This is a genomic window from Denitratisoma sp. DHT3, assembly GCF_007833355.1.
In the GTDB taxonomy this organism is placed as follows: Bacteria; Pseudomonadota; Gammaproteobacteria; order Burkholderiales; family Rhodocyclaceae; genus Denitratisoma.
The window spans coordinates 3050394-3063491 of the sequence record NZ_CP020914.1 but is presented as its reverse complement, the minus strand read 5'-3'; the positions used below and the strand labels follow the sequence as shown (position 1 = coordinate 3063491).

The window sequence follows — 13098 nt, the reverse complement described above, 5'->3', positions numbered from 1 at the left end:
TGCGGCATCATGTCGACGTCCACCCGAGGAGGGTTTCCGTTCCATGAAGTACGCTGACCTGGTCGATATCCCCAAGCTGCAGGCGCTGATGAACAGCTTCAGCGAGGTGATCGGCATCGCCAACGCGGTGATCGACGTGGACGGCGCCATCATCGTCCGCGCCGGCTGGCAGGATGCCTGCATGGAGTTCCACTGCGCCAATCCGGCGACCTGCCGTCGCTGCGTCGAGAGCGACACCTCCCTGGCGACGCAGACGGCCGGCGCGACCTACGCAATCTATCGTTGCCACAACGGCCTGGTGGACACCGCCTCGCCCATCGTCGTCGATGGGCGCCATCTGGCCAATGTATTCACCGGCCAGTTCCTGACCGAGGCGCCGGATCTCGAGTTCTTCCGGCACCAGGCCCGGCAGTTCGGTTTCGACGAGGATCGCTATCTGGCGGCCATCGCCCGCCTGCCGGTCATTCCGCAGGAACGGGTGGAGGCCGTCACCCGCCTTTACGCCCAGCTCGCCGCCGTCCTGGCGGACAGCGGCCTGGACCGGCAGCGCACGCTCCAGACCGCGGAACAACTGGCGGACCTCAACAAGACCCTGGAAGACACCGTCGTCCAGCGCACCCGCGCCCTGACGCTGCTGAACGAGGACCTGGCGGACCGGGAACTGCTGCTGCAGCAGATCCTCGACACCTCCAGCGTCGCCATCTTCCTGGTGGACCGGCAAGGCGTCATCACCAAGGCCAACCAGCGCATGGCGGAAATGTTCCGCTACCCGCTCGACCAGTTGCTCGGGTGCACGTACACCGAACTCATCCATCCCGACGAACGGGCAACCGGGCACCGCAAGATGCTGGCGCTGCTCGCCAGCGACATTCCCGCCGTGGAACTGGACCGGCTTTATCTGCGCGCCGACGGCAGCGAATTCTGGGGCAACCTGACGGGACGCCGTTTCCAGAATCCGCGCGGCAAGGAACGGGGCCTGATCGGCGTCATCGCCGACATCACGGCACGCAAGCTGGCCGAGAGCAAAATTCAGGAACTGGCTTTCTTCGACCAGCTCACCAACCTGCCCAACCGCACCCTTCTCTTCGACCGGCTGCGTCAAGCCATGGTCTCCGGCGTCCGCAGCGGACACTTCGGCGCGTTGCTGCTCATCGACCTGGACGACTTCAAGACCCTGAACGACACGCACGGCCACGACATGGGCGACCTGCTGCTCAAGCAGGTGGCGCAGCGCCTGGTGGGGTGCGTGCGCGCCGAGGACACGGTGGCGCGGCTGGGCGGGGACGAATTCGTGGTGATGCTGGTGAACCTGAGCTCCCTCAAAATCAGCGCCATGGCCCAGGTCGAAGCCATCGGCGAAAAAATCCTCGCCGAGCTCAACCAGACCTACTACCTGAAGGACGCGGCCTGCCTCAGCACCCCCAGCATCGGCGCCACCCTGTTCCGCAATGAGTCGCCCGCCATCGACGACCTGCTCAAGCAGGCCGACCTGGCCATGTACCGGGCCAAGGACGCCGGCCGCAACACCCTGCGCTTCTTCGATCCGGCGATGCAGACCATCGTCGCGGCCCGCGCGGACATGGCGACGGGACTACGCCTGGGCCTTGCGGAACAGCAGTTCCTGCTCCACTACCAGCCTCAGGTCATCGACGACGGACGCATCATCGGGGCCGAGGCCCTAGTGCGCTGGCAGCACCCGCAGCAGGGCATGGTCTCCCCCGCCGCCTTCATCCCGCTGGCCGAAACCACCGGCCTGATCCTGCCGCTCGGCCAATGGGTGCTGGAAACCGCCTGCGCCCAACTGGCGCGCTGGGCGCGGCAACCGCAGCTGGCCCAGTTGACGATCGCGGTCAACGTCAGCGCCCATCAGCTCCGCCAGCCCGACTTCGTCCAGCAGGTGCTGGCGGCCCTGACCAAGACCGGCGCCAATCCGGAACGGCTCAAACTGGAACTGACCGAGAGCCTGCTGGTGGACAACGTGCAGGACATCATCGAGAAGATGTTCGCCCTGAGGGCCAAGGGCCTGGGCTTCGCCCTCGACGATTTCGGCACCGGCTATTCCTCCCTGTCCTACCTCAAGCGTCTGCCGCTGGACCAGTTGAAGATCGACCAATCCTTCGTCCGCGACGTGCTGAGCGACCCCAACGACGCCGCCATCGCCCGCACCGTCGTTGCCCTGGCCCAGAGCCTGAGCCTGGGCGTCATCGCCGAAGGCGTGGAAACCGAGGCCCAGCGCGGCTTCCTGACCAACGCCGGCTGCCACACCTTCCAGGGCTATCTGTTCAGCCGCCCGCTGCCGGCGGAGGAATTCGAGGCGTTCGCCCTAGGCCGGTGATACCCGGCCGGCGCTGCCGCTGAAAAAGCGCACCCCGAGCTCTTCCAGGCCCAGGGTCTGCAGCATCTCCGCCAGGCGCTCGCCGGCACGGCGGCGCGGCAGGTCCTTGTAGGTCGCGATGATCAGTTCGTTCTTCAGCGAGTGCTCCCAGCCCACCAGTTCGGTGACATTCACCTGGTAGCCGTGCGACTCCAGCTGCAGGCAGCGCAGCACGTTGGTGACCTGGCTGCCGAATTCCCGCGTGTGCAGCGGATGACGCCACAACTCGGTCAGCGCCGATTGCGCCAGCGCCCGTCCCTTGTGCTTGCGCAGCACGGCCGCCACCTCGGCCTGGCAGCAGGGCACCAGCACGATGAAGCGGGCCTGTTTCGCCAGCGCGAAGCGGATCGCGTCGTCGGTCGCGGTATTGCAGGTATGCAGCGCAGTCACCACGTCGATCCGCGCCGGCAGTTCGGCCGAGCTGATCGAGTCGGCAACCGACAGGTTGAGGAAGCTCATGCCGCCGAATCCCAGCCGCGCCGCCAGTTCGCGGGAGCGCGCCACCAGTTCGTCGCGGCTCTCGATGCCCCAGATGTGGCCGCCGCCCGGCGCGTTCCTGAAGAACAGGTCGTGGAGGATGAAGCCCAGGTAGGACTTACCCGCGCCGTGATCCACCAGATGCACATCGGGGTGGCTCAGCTGCGCTTCCTTCAGCAAGGGCTCGATGAACTGGAACAGGTGATACACCTGCTTCAGCTTGCGCCGGCTGTCCTGGTTCATCCGGCCCTCGCGGGTCAGGATGTGCAGTTCCTTGAGCAGTTCGATGGACTGGCCGGGCCGGATCTCGTAGGTCTTGGACATGCCGCGTCCGCTCAGTTCACGGCCTTGAAGCGTTTCTCCATCTCCTCCGGCTTCAGGTAGCCGGGCGCGGCGTCGCCGTTGGCGAACATCAGGAAGGGCGTGCCGCGGATGCCGAAGCGCTGGCCCAGTTCCATGGTCTTGCGCAGCACGCCATCGGCGTCGCATTTGGCCGCGGAAGCCGGCGCGGTGCCGCCGACCATCCACTCGGTCCAGGCCTTGCCGCGATCCGGCGCGCACCAGATGTTGCGCGCCATGCTCTCCGAGTTCGGGCCCAGCACCGGCAGCAGGAAGGTGTAGACGGTGATGTCCTTCTGCTTCTGCAAATCCTTCCCCAGCACCTTGCAGTAGCCGCAATTGGGGTCCTCGAAGGTGACCAGCACATTCTTGCCGGAGCCGCGCACCACCTTGATCGCCAAGTCCAGCGGCAGCTTGGCGTATTGCTTCTGCAACCACTTGGCGCGGCTGTCCGCCGAGACGTTGTTCATGGTCTTCAGATCGACCATGGTGCCGGCGATGAAGTGGCTGGCCTTTTCGTCGACGTACATGGTCTGCCCTTCCACCAGCACTTCGTAGATTCCGGGCAGCGGGGAGCGGCTGATCTGGTCGACGTGGGTCTTCAGCTTATCCTCGAACACCTTGCGGATCGCGGCTTCGCCGCTCTGTGCGAGGGCGGAGCCGGCAGCGGCGGCGAACAGCAGGAACAGGGCGATGCGTTTCATGAAAACTCCAGAGATAGTGTGAAATGACGAATTTCAACGACGGGTCGAACCGCCGAGCGTAGCGAGCCGATATCGTCACCTCCCCCGCGAGAGGGCGGTTGGAAGGGGGCGGGCCTGCTTGCGCTTTTCCGGCCAGCCGGCACGGCACCGTGCTTCATCGAAGTCTTGGCTGTTTGGTTCCGGCTTGGACGGTTTGAATCAGGACTCCAGGGCATAGCGCACCAGCAGGTTCTTTACGACCGGGACGCCGTTGGTAAGGTTCAACCCGAGGTTGCGCAGCCGGGAGAGGAGCGGCGACGTCGGCGCGAACAGGCGCTGCAGGCCGTCGGTTACGGTTTGCAGCGCCACCACGTCCTCCCGCCGCGCCCGCTCGTAGGCGCGCAGGAAGGCCGGCTCGCCGCAATCCACGTGTTCCGGCTTGGCCGCCAGCATCCGCGCCAGGGCCCGGGCGTCCTGGAAACCCAGGTTGATGCCGTGGCCCGACAGCGGATGGATGGTGTGCGCCGCGTCGCCGATCAGCGCCAGGCGCGGCGCGATGCTGCGCGGCGCGCGCATCAGGCGCAGCGGGAAGGCCGCCGGCGGTGTGGCCAGGCGCAATTCGCCCAGCGTGTGGTCGCCCGCCTGCTCCACCCGGCGGCAGAACTCCGCCGGCGCCAGATCCAGCAGTTCGCGGCAGTGCGCCTCCGGCGTGGACCAGACGATGGAAATCGCCTCTCCCGGCAACGGCAGATAGGCCAGCACGCCGTCGGCGCGGAACCATTGGAACGCCGCGTTGCGGTGCGGCCGGGCGCATTCGAAATTGGCCACCAGGCCATGTTGCCCATAAGGCTGGAACCGCGCCTCGATTCCCGCCGCCTGCCGCGTCCAGGAGTCGGCGCCGTCGGCCGCCACCACCAGCCTGGCGCGCAGCGCGCGGCCGTCGGCCAGGGTCAGGATCGCCCGCTCCGGCTCGAACGCCAGCGCCTGGGGGGAGGCGGGGCAGAACAGGGTCACGTTGGCCTGGCGCTTGGCGCTTTCCCACAGTTCGCACTGCATCGCCGAGGCCTCGGCGATCCAGGCCAGCGCATCGACGCCCGCGTCGTAGGCGGTGAAATCCAGCCGGCCGCCGGCATCGCCGCGCACCATCATGGCCTCGATCGGACACAGGCGGGCGGCGTCCAGATGGCGCCAGGCGCCGATCTGTTCCAGAAAGGCCACGTTCGCCGGGCTGACCGCATAGATGCGGGCATCCCAGCCCGCGGGCCGGGCCGGGGCGCGGCCCTCCACCAGCGCCACCGAAAGCCGGGCCTGGCGCAGCGCCACCGCCAGCGACAAGCCGGCCAGTCCCCCGCCCACGATCACGATGTCGAAATCCATCCCGTCATTGTCGCCGACAGCGCGCCGCCTGGCGTGGATTTTTGGGCTTCCGCGCAATTTTTGCCTTGCCAGGATTCCGGCCGCCACGCCATAGTGGGCGCGTTTCAGCGACCGAATCCGGACCATGAACAAGCTGCTGAAGGACCTGTGGAGTTTTTTTGCGCTGGCGATGATGCTGATCGGCATCGGCGGCGTCGCCTTCCATCTGCTCAGGAGCGACGGCTGGCTCGAACGCATGACCGGCAGGCTGTGGGAGGCCGAGATCAATCATCCGCTGATCGCGACACCCCTGATCCTGGCCGCGCTGGGCCTGGGCTGGGCCGCCCTGACCGGACGGCTGCTGGTCGATGGCAAGAACCGGCTGACCGATGTCGTCGTCGTCGGCCTGATGCTGGCCGGCGTCTACTACACCTACCACTGGCTGCGCGCGATCTGAGCGTCGCTCCAGACCATCCGCACCAGTTCGCCATAATCGAACCGCAGCCCCAGCCACTCCGTCTCCGGCAGATCGCGGACCCGCGCCGCCACCACTTTCATCACCCCGGCATGGGTGACGAGGACCGCCGCCTCATGGCCCGCGGCGCCCAGTTCCCCGATGAACGCCAGCACGCGCCGGCCGAGCGCCGCCACCGACTCGCCGCCCGGCGGCGCGTAGTGCAGCGGCGCCGCCGCCCAGGCGTCCAGCGCCGCGCGGTCGATGCGGTCCCAGGGCTGCATCTCCCAGGCGCCGAAATGCATCTCCTGCAGGCGCGCGTCGATCCGGGGACTCGCATGCAGGGCCGCGGCCAACGCCCGGCAGCGCTCCAGCGGACTGGTGTAGACCGGGGCCCGCGCCGGCAGAAGCGGCGCCAGGCGGCGGGCGCAGGCCGCCGCGTCGTCGGCCAGGCCCAGGTCGGTGCGGCCGTAGCAGATGCCGGGGGCGACCGCCGGCCGCGGATGGCGGATCAGATAAAGCTGCACGTCAATCCCAGATAGAACGCCAGTTCCGCCAACTGCTGGGTGGCGCCCAGGCAGTCGCCGGTATAGCCGCCGAGGCGGCGCTGGAAGTAGCGGGCCGCCAGCAGCGTGGTCAGCGCGACCAGCGCCAGCGGCAGCAGCGCGCTCCACCCCAGCAGCAGCGAGGGCGCCAGGCCGAACAGCGCGGCGCAGGCCAGCCCGCCCACGGACAACCGCGTCGCCAGCGGCTTCGATTTGGCGGTCGCGTCCTCGCGCGCATAGCTCAGGCCGTGGATCAGGCTCGCCGCCGCCAGGCGCGAGACGCCATGGCCCGCCACCAAGGCCACGGCGAGGAAAGGCGGCTCGAAGGCGGCGTCGATTTCGACGAGCGCCGTGTATTTGCCGAGCAGCGCCAGGCCGATGCCGATCGCGCCGTAACTACCGATGCGCGAGTCCTTCATGATGGTCAGCACCTGGGCCTTGTCCCAGCCGCCACCGAAACCGTCGATCGCATCGGCCAGGCCGTCCTCGTGAAAGGCGCCGGTCGCCAGCAGCGTGGCCGCCATGCCCAGCAGAATGGCCAGGGACACCGGAAACAGGAAGGCCGCGGTCTCGGTGACCAGGGCGCCGATGGCGCCGACGAGCAGGCCCACCAGCGGGAAGTAACGGCTCGCCTGGTCCAGTTGGTCCTGGGAATGCCCCACCCAGGCCGGCACCGGCAGACGGGTGAAAAAGCGCAGGGCGGCGAAGAAATATTCGAGTTCGCGGATCAGCGGGGTCATCGGATCGAAAAGGCGGAAAAGGCCGGGGCGGATTATGAGGCATCCAACCCGTGCCGCGGATCGAGGCGACGCGGCGGTGCTATGCTACGGCGCCTTGCCATTGCGCCGCCGCTTCTCCACCCCGATGACGACCGACCCTTGCCTTGCCGAACTGATCCTGGGCGGCGCCCGCTCCGGGAAGAGCGCCCTGGCCGAGCGGCGCGCCCGCGAAGCGGGGGTCGAGGTGATCTACGTCGCCACCGGCGAAGCCCGCGACGACGAAATGGCCCGCCGCATCGCGCATCATCGGGCGCGCCGCCCTGCGGCCTGGGGCCTGGTGGAAGAGCCGCTGCACCTGGCGGCGGCGCTGGCCGCCCACGCGCGGCCGGACGCGCTGCTGCTGGTGGACTGCCTGACCCTGTGGCTGTCCAACCTGGTGCTCGGCGGTGACGCCGCCGCCCAGGCGGAAGCCGGCGCGGCGGTGGACTGCCCGCTGCTGCGCGGCGAACTGCGGACCCTGGAAACCGTGCTGCCGACGCTTCCCGGGCGGGTGATCATGGTCAGCAACGAAGTGGGCTGGGGCATCGTGCCGATGGGGGCGCTGAGCCGGCTGTTCGCCGATGAACAGGGACGCCTCAACCAGCGCCTCGCCGCGCTTTGCCGGCGCGTGACGCTGGTCGCCGCCGGATTGCCGCTGGAACTCAAGAACCTCTGAGCGCGGCCAGCGCGCGCCGCGCGACGCGCCAGACGAACCAGCCGCGCCGCCCCCAGCGCAGGGCGGCACGGGGACGGGCGACCAGCAAGGCGACCAGTCCGCCGACGACCCAGCGGGGATGCTCGCGCAACCAGCGCAAGCCATCGCCGAGGCGATCCGCGACCGCGAACGCCGGCGCCAGGCCGGCGGCATCGGCGGCGATCCGGTGGCGCAGGGCGGCGCTGTGGAGTTGCAGCCGCTGTTTTCTCAGCGCCAGTTCGAGGTCGCGCTGGTTCATCGCTGGTTCATTCGCGCGGTGCGAGGGCGGCGCGGTCCTGCCTCAACTCGTCCAGGCTGGCGGAGAAGAGGCTGCTGCCGACACACCCCTGGCGCCGCGCCCAGAGCAGCGCAGCGCCGCCCAGCAGCAGGAAGGCGATGCCGAAGCCCCCCAGCAGCCACAAACGGTGGCTGTCCCAGAACAGCACGGTGACGAACACCGCGAGGAACGCCAGCCCCACCACCAGGCTGGCCGCCGCGACGGCGCCCGCGACCAGGAGGCGCAGCAGCCGGGCGCGCTCCTGCTCCAGCTCGACCGCCAGCAGCTCGGCCCGCGTTTGCAGCAGTTCCAGCCCATGCGCCAGCAACCGGCGCAGCGAGCCGAAGATGCCGGGCGTAGCGGCTTCGGACAATTAACGCCGCCCGATCAGCAGGCCGACGACCAGACCGATGCCGGCGGCGATGCCGACGGATTTCCAGGGATTGTCATGCACGTAATCGTCCGTGGCATGGCCGACGGCCTTGGCCTTGGCCACCACGGCCTCCTGCGCATCGACCAGGCTGGCCTTGGCCTGGGCCAGGCGATCCTGCACCCGCCCGCGCAGCTCCTCGACCTTGCCGCTGGCCTGCCCGGCCGTGGCTTTCAGCAGCTCCTCGGCATCGGCGACCACCACATTGAAATCGGCGATCAATTTTTCCTTGCTGACGGTATCGGTCATGGCGAACTCCTGAAAAGATGAACGAAAGAACAGCGACAGGCTACCCATTCTGTGCCGGTGATGCAACGACGGTCCCCGACGGAATCCAGCCGCGGCCAACGATTAATCGCTCATACTGCGCCAATTCGACTCACCAACGACAACCCATCGATTCTGTTCTGCTTTGAAGTTTATGCGCGCCCCGCGCAAAGTCACGGGAGAACTCCGCGGCAACGGCGTGCCGTTTGCGCCTGGCGGCGCGTGCCGCTTTTCCCTTTTTCGTTACTCACTGAAATCTGATTCTTTTTGTGGAGCGAGACGATGTACCAAGTGAATCTGGAAGGCAAAGTGGCCCTGGTGACCGGCGGTAGCCGGGGTCTGGGGCGGGCGATGGTGCTGGGCCTGGCCCGGGCCGGCGCCGACGTGGTGATCGCCAGCCGCAAGCTCGACACCTGCGAGACGGTGGCGGCGGAAGTGCGCGCCCTGGGCCGCCAGGCGCTGCCGTTCGCGGCGCACGCGGGCCGGATGGAAAGCCTCGACGCCCTGCTGGACGCCACCTACCAGCGCTTCGGCAGGCTCGACGTCCTGATCAACAATGCCGGCACCAACCCGGTGACGGCACCCCTCACCGACCTGACGCCGGAGCTGTTCCAGAAGGTGTTCGAGGTCAACACCAAGGGCCCCTGGTATCTCGCCTCGCGCGCCGCGCCACGTATGGCCGAGCACGGCGGCGGCTCCATCATCAACGTGATCTCCGTGGCGGCCCTCAAGCCGCCGGCCTACCAGGGCTTCTACGCCGCCACCAAGTCGGCGCTGCACGCCCTGACCAAGGTGATGGCGGTGGAATGGGCGCGCCTGGGGGTGCGGGTGAATGCCCTGGCGCCGGGGAGCTTCCATTCCGACATGTTCGACAACTCCGCCGCGCAACTGCCGGGCTTCATGGAAGGCTCCATCGCCACCACGCTGCAAAAGCGCGTGGCCGAGACCGACGAGATCCTCGGCCCGGTGCTGTACCTGGCCAGCGACATGTCCAGCTTCACCACCGGCACCACCGTCGTCGCCGACGGCGGCTATCTGGCTTTGTGAGGCGCGTATGGAAACCGTGATCTGCCGCGAAATCGAGGACGGCATCCTGGAAGTGCGCATGAACCGCCCGGAGCGGCTCAACGCCATCAATGCCACCCTGATCAAGGAACTGCTGACCGTATTCCAGGGCCTGCAGAACGACCGCAAGACGCGGGTGGCGATCCTGACCGGGGAAGGCAAGGGCTTCTGCTCCGGCGCCGACATGCAGGAGCCCGCCAGTCCCGGGGCCATTCCCGGCACCGACGGCATGGGCCCGCTGGGCTTCGTCTACAAGTTCCAGGAATACCTGGCGCAGCTGATGCTGGCGATCCACGAATGCGACAAACCGGTGATCGCCGCGGTGAATGGCGCGGCGGTGGGCGGCGGCCTGGCCCTCGCCTTGGCGAGCGACATCCGCATCGCCTCGACGGCGGCGAAGTTCGGCGCGGTGTTCATCAAGACCGGGTTGTCGAACTGCGACGTGGGGGTCAGCTATTTCCTGCCGCGCCTGGTGGGCGCGGGCACGGCGGCGGAGCTGATGCTCACCGGCCGCATCTTCCAGGCCGACGAGGCGCGCGAGATACGGCTGGTGTCGCGCGTGGCGGCGCCGGAGGACCTGGCGGCGGCGGCGCTGGAGACGGCGCGGGCGATCGCCGAGAACTCGGAGTACGGGGTGTGGATGACCAAGAAGGGCCTGTGGTCCAACGTCGATGCGCCCAGCCTGCGCCAGGCGATGGAGCTGGAGAACCGCACCCAGGTGCTGGGCTGCTTCACCGGCGGCATGGACGATGCCCGGGCCGCCTTCGGTACGGGTGCCAAGCCGCGCTGGAAGCCGCTTTAGCGATTGATTCCACAGAAGATACAATTATCGAATGAAATTCGGGGTCTGAATTGATGCACCAGACAGGGACTGGAGCAACTTCTTGAGACCCCGAACACAACATTCGATTGTTTCCTGAAAGACTACAATCCATTCAAAGCCAAGGGCGCGCTGTAGGGCTCACCCTTGACTTTCCCGGTGCCCCTCAAGGCGCCGCCAGTTCCACGCGGACCCGCTCCAGCCCGCCGCTGAACCGGTAGGGGGCGGCGTAGGCGGCGCTTACCGGGCTGCCGCTGTCCAATCCGACGTCGAAGCTTTCGGACAGTGCGAAGCGGGCCGGCACGGTGCGCGGGATGCGGCCCTCGGCGAGTTTCCGGCCGTCCGCCAGCAGCGTCACAGTCCCGCCCTTGCCGGGGCCGCCGCCGTCGTAGGCGAAGACCGCCGACAGGGTGCGCGCACCCTGCGGCAGAGGGTCCGGCGAACCGATGCGGACGTGTTGCTTGTCGAGGAAGTTGTAGTCGAAATAGAGACGCCCCCCCTGGACGTAGAAACTGAAACCGCCGGGGCGCCCGCCCACGGCCGCCAGCACGCCCGCGCTGTCCGGCTTGAGCGCCACCTCGGCATCGATGCGGAAGGAGCGATTCTTGACGTTGGGCGCGCTGACCTCGGGCAATTGGGTGCCGGCGGGATAGACGAACTGCGCACGGCCCCGGGTGTAGTTGGGCCGATAGACGCCGGCCATGTCCTCCACGGTGTTCAGGCCGGTCACCGGCAGGGCGCCGAAGCGCTGCGCCTCCTTCCAGAACAGCGCCTCCATGCGCTTGAGCCGGGCCGGTTCGGCGGCGGCCAGATCGCGGGTCTGCGAGAAGTCCCGCGTCAGGTCGTAGAGTTCCCAGCGCACTTGCGAGGGATCGGTGGGCGTCGGACGGCCGGCGAAGAAATCGGAAATGGCGAAGAACTTGGCCGAGGCCAGCCAGCCTTCGTGATAAATGGCGCGGTTGCCCTGGATCTCGAAATACTGGGTGCGACGCCGGCTCGGGGCCTCGGGATGGTCGAAGGCGTAGGCCATGCTGACGCCCGCCATGGGCTGCTGGGCCACGCCGTCCACCCGCTTGGGCGCGGGCAGGCCGGCCGCGTCGAGGATGGTGGGGGCGATGTCGACCACGTGGTGGAACTGGCTGCGCACCGCGCCCTTGCCGGCGAAGCGGGCCGGCCAGGACACCACCAGGCCGTTGCGGATGGCGCCCAGATGCGAAGGCACCATCTTGTACCAGGGGAAAGGCGTGTTCATCGCCAGCGCCCAGCCGTAGGGAAAGTGGTTGTTGTGGCGGGCCGAGCCCAGTTCGTCCAGATGCGCCAGCAGTTCGGCGTTGTCGTCGAGCAGGCCGTTGTAGAGGGGCAGCGGGTTCAGGGTGCCCTGCGGGCCGCCCTCGGCGCTGGCACCATTGTCGCCAATGACGAACAGCACCAGGGTGTTGTCGCCGTCGGGCAGGGCGCGCACGGCGTCGATCACCCGCCCCATCTCGTGGTCCACGTGGGCGGTGAAACCGGCGAAGACTTCCATCATGCGGGCGGCGATACGCTTTTGCTCGGCGTTCAGCGAATCCCAGGCGGGAATGCCGTCGGACCGCGGCGCGAGCTGGGTGTCGGCGGGCACCAGGCCCATCTGCTTCTGCCGCTCCAGCGTGAGCCGGCGGTATTCATCCCAGCCGGCGTCGAAGCGTCCCTTGAAACGGGCGATCCATTCCGCTGGCGCGTGGTGGGGCGCGTGCGTGGCGCCGGGCGCCAGGTAGAGGAAGAATGGCTTGTCCGGCGTCACCGCCTTGATCTGCCGCACCCAGCCGATGGCGCGAGTGGCCAGATCGGTGGAGAGGTGGTAGTCCGCCGGGCGGGCCTGTTCCGTCACCGGACGGGTGTTCTCGTACAGCGTCGGTTCGAACTGGCTGGTCTCGCCGCCGTTGAAACCGTAGAAATACTCGAAGCCCAGGCCGGTGGGCCAGCGGTCGAAGGGGCCGGCGGGCGTGGTCTCCCAGTCCGGCGTGTTGTGGTTCTTGCCGAACATCGCCGTGGCATAGCCGTTGTAGCGCAGCACCTGGGCGACGGAGGCGGCGTCGCGCCCTATCATCGAGTTGTAGCCGTCGTAACCGGAGGCCATTTCGGTGATCTTGCCGCTGCCCACCGAGTGATGGTTGCGGCCGGTGAGCAGCGCCGCGCGGGTCGGGGAACACAGCCCCGTGGTGTGGAACTGGTTGAAGCGCAGGCCCTGCCCGGCGAGCCTGTCGAGGGCCGGGGTTTCGATGGCGCCGCCGAAGGTGGCGGTCTGGCCGAAGCCGGCGTCGTCCAGCAGCACCAGCACCACGTTGGGCGCCCCCTTGGGCGCGGCCGGCTGGGCCGGGAACAGCGGCGGATCGGACTGCGCCGGATAGCGGCCCACCTTGCCGGCGAAATGCGCCTGCGGCAGGGGCAGGACGCTGCGGTCCGGTGCGGATGGTGCGGATGGCGCGGCCATGGCCGACGCGGCCAGCGCGAGCACGGCCAGGAAGCCGCTCAGGCGGCGCAGATGCGGATGGATCGGCATGGGTCTACTCCTTCGCTTCG

The 13098-nt window shown here is 68.1% G+C and carries 14 protein-coding genes; 5 read left to right on the top strand and 9 right to left on the bottom strand.

The annotated features are described in order from the left end of the window. The first annotated feature begins 43 nt into the window (after window positions 1-43). Complete coding sequence (locus tag B9N43_RS14170; RefSeq protein WP_222428746.1) at window positions 44-2335, top strand: putative bifunctional diguanylate cyclase/phosphodiesterase; 2292 nt, start codon at window positions 44-46, stop codon at window positions 2333-2335. On the opposite strand, the gene B9N43_RS14165 is transcribed toward B9N43_RS14170, so the two are convergent. The 3 genes from B9N43_RS14165 to B9N43_RS14155 form a co-directional block, all read right to left on the bottom strand. Then, entirely contained in the window at window positions 2324-3175 is an 852-nt protein-coding gene (locus tag B9N43_RS14165) for a class I SAM-dependent methyltransferase (protein ID WP_145842838.1), read from the bottom strand. The genes B9N43_RS14170 and B9N43_RS14165 overlap by 12 nt on opposite strands. 11 nt (window positions 3176-3186) lie before the next feature. Continuing rightward, window positions 3187-3894: a DsbC family protein gene (locus tag B9N43_RS14160; RefSeq protein ID WP_145842837.1), complete on the bottom strand. Its 708-nt coding sequence runs from the start codon at window positions 3892-3894 to the stop codon at window positions 3187-3189. 198 nt (window positions 3895-4092) lie between these two features. Then, a complete protein-coding gene (locus B9N43_RS14155) occupies window positions 4093-5250 on the bottom strand; it encodes a UbiH/UbiF family hydroxylase (protein WP_145842835.1) in 1158 nt (385 codons plus the stop codon). 124 nt (window positions 5251-5374) lie between these two features. Here B9N43_RS14155 and B9N43_RS14150 point away from each other — a divergent pair, with 124 nt between their 5' ends. Continuing rightward, the gene (locus B9N43_RS14150) at window positions 5375-5686 is read left to right on the top strand and encodes a hypothetical protein (protein WP_145842834.1); all 312 of its coding nucleotides are present in this window, start codon (window positions 5375-5377) and stop codon (window positions 5684-5686) included. On the opposite strand, the gene cobC is transcribed toward B9N43_RS14150, so the two are convergent. Then, a complete protein-coding gene (gene cobC, locus B9N43_RS14145) occupies window positions 5662-6210 on the bottom strand; it encodes an alpha-ribazole phosphatase (RefSeq protein WP_145842833.1) in 549 nt (182 codons plus the stop codon). The genes B9N43_RS14150 and cobC overlap by 25 nt on opposite strands. Further along, window positions 6195-6968 carry an adenosylcobinamide-GDP ribazoletransferase gene (locus B9N43_RS14140; protein WP_145842832.1) on the bottom strand — a complete coding sequence of 258 codons (774 nt, stop codon included), beginning with the start codon at window positions 6966-6968 and terminating at the stop codon, window positions 6195-6197. Before B9N43_RS14140 ends, cobC begins: the two co-directional genes overlap by 16 nt. A 124-nt stretch (window positions 6969-7092) precedes the next feature. Here B9N43_RS14140 and cobU point away from each other — a divergent pair, with 124 nt between their 5' ends. Further along, on the top strand, window positions 7093-7662 hold the full coding sequence (gene cobU, locus B9N43_RS14135; RefSeq protein ID WP_145843589.1) for a bifunctional adenosylcobinamide kinase/adenosylcobinamide-phosphate guanylyltransferase: 570 nt from the start codon (window positions 7093-7095) through the stop codon (window positions 7660-7662). Here the strand turns inward: cobU and B9N43_RS14130 are convergent. The 3 genes from B9N43_RS14130 to B9N43_RS14120 are packed head-to-tail and all read right to left on the bottom strand — an operon-like array spanning window position 7649 to window position 8636. Then, window positions 7649-7939, bottom strand: coding sequence for a YqjK family protein (locus B9N43_RS14130; RefSeq protein WP_145842831.1), 291 nt, complete (start codon window positions 7937-7939; stop codon window positions 7649-7651). The genes cobU and B9N43_RS14130 overlap by 14 nt on opposite strands. 7 nt (window positions 7940-7946) lie before the next feature. Further along, complete coding sequence (locus tag B9N43_RS14125) at window positions 7947-8330, bottom strand: phage holin family protein (protein WP_145842830.1); 384 nt, start codon at window positions 8328-8330, stop codon at window positions 7947-7949. Next, window positions 8331-8636, bottom strand: coding sequence for a YqjD family protein (locus B9N43_RS14120; protein ID WP_145842828.1), 306 nt, complete (start codon window positions 8634-8636; stop codon window positions 8331-8333). Window positions 8637-8936: 300 nt separating this feature from the next. On the opposite strand from B9N43_RS14120, the gene B9N43_RS14115 reads away from it, so the two are divergent. After that, entirely contained in the window at window positions 8937-9701 is a 765-nt protein-coding gene (locus B9N43_RS14115; protein WP_145842827.1) for an SDR family NAD(P)-dependent oxidoreductase, read from the top strand. Between the two features lie 7 nt (window positions 9702-9708). After that, the gene (locus B9N43_RS14110) at window positions 9709-10521 is read left to right on the top strand and encodes an enoyl-CoA hydratase/isomerase family protein (protein ID WP_145842826.1); all 813 of its coding nucleotides are present in this window, start codon (window positions 9709-9711) and stop codon (window positions 10519-10521) included. Between the two features lie 184 nt (window positions 10522-10705). Here the strand turns inward: B9N43_RS14110 and B9N43_RS14105 are convergent, their stop codons facing one another. Further along, on the bottom strand, window positions 10706-13078 hold the full coding sequence (locus tag B9N43_RS14105; protein ID WP_145842825.1) for an arylsulfatase: 2373 nt from the start codon (window positions 13076-13078) through the stop codon (window positions 10706-10708). Between the last annotated feature and the right edge of the window lie 20 nt (window positions 13079-13098).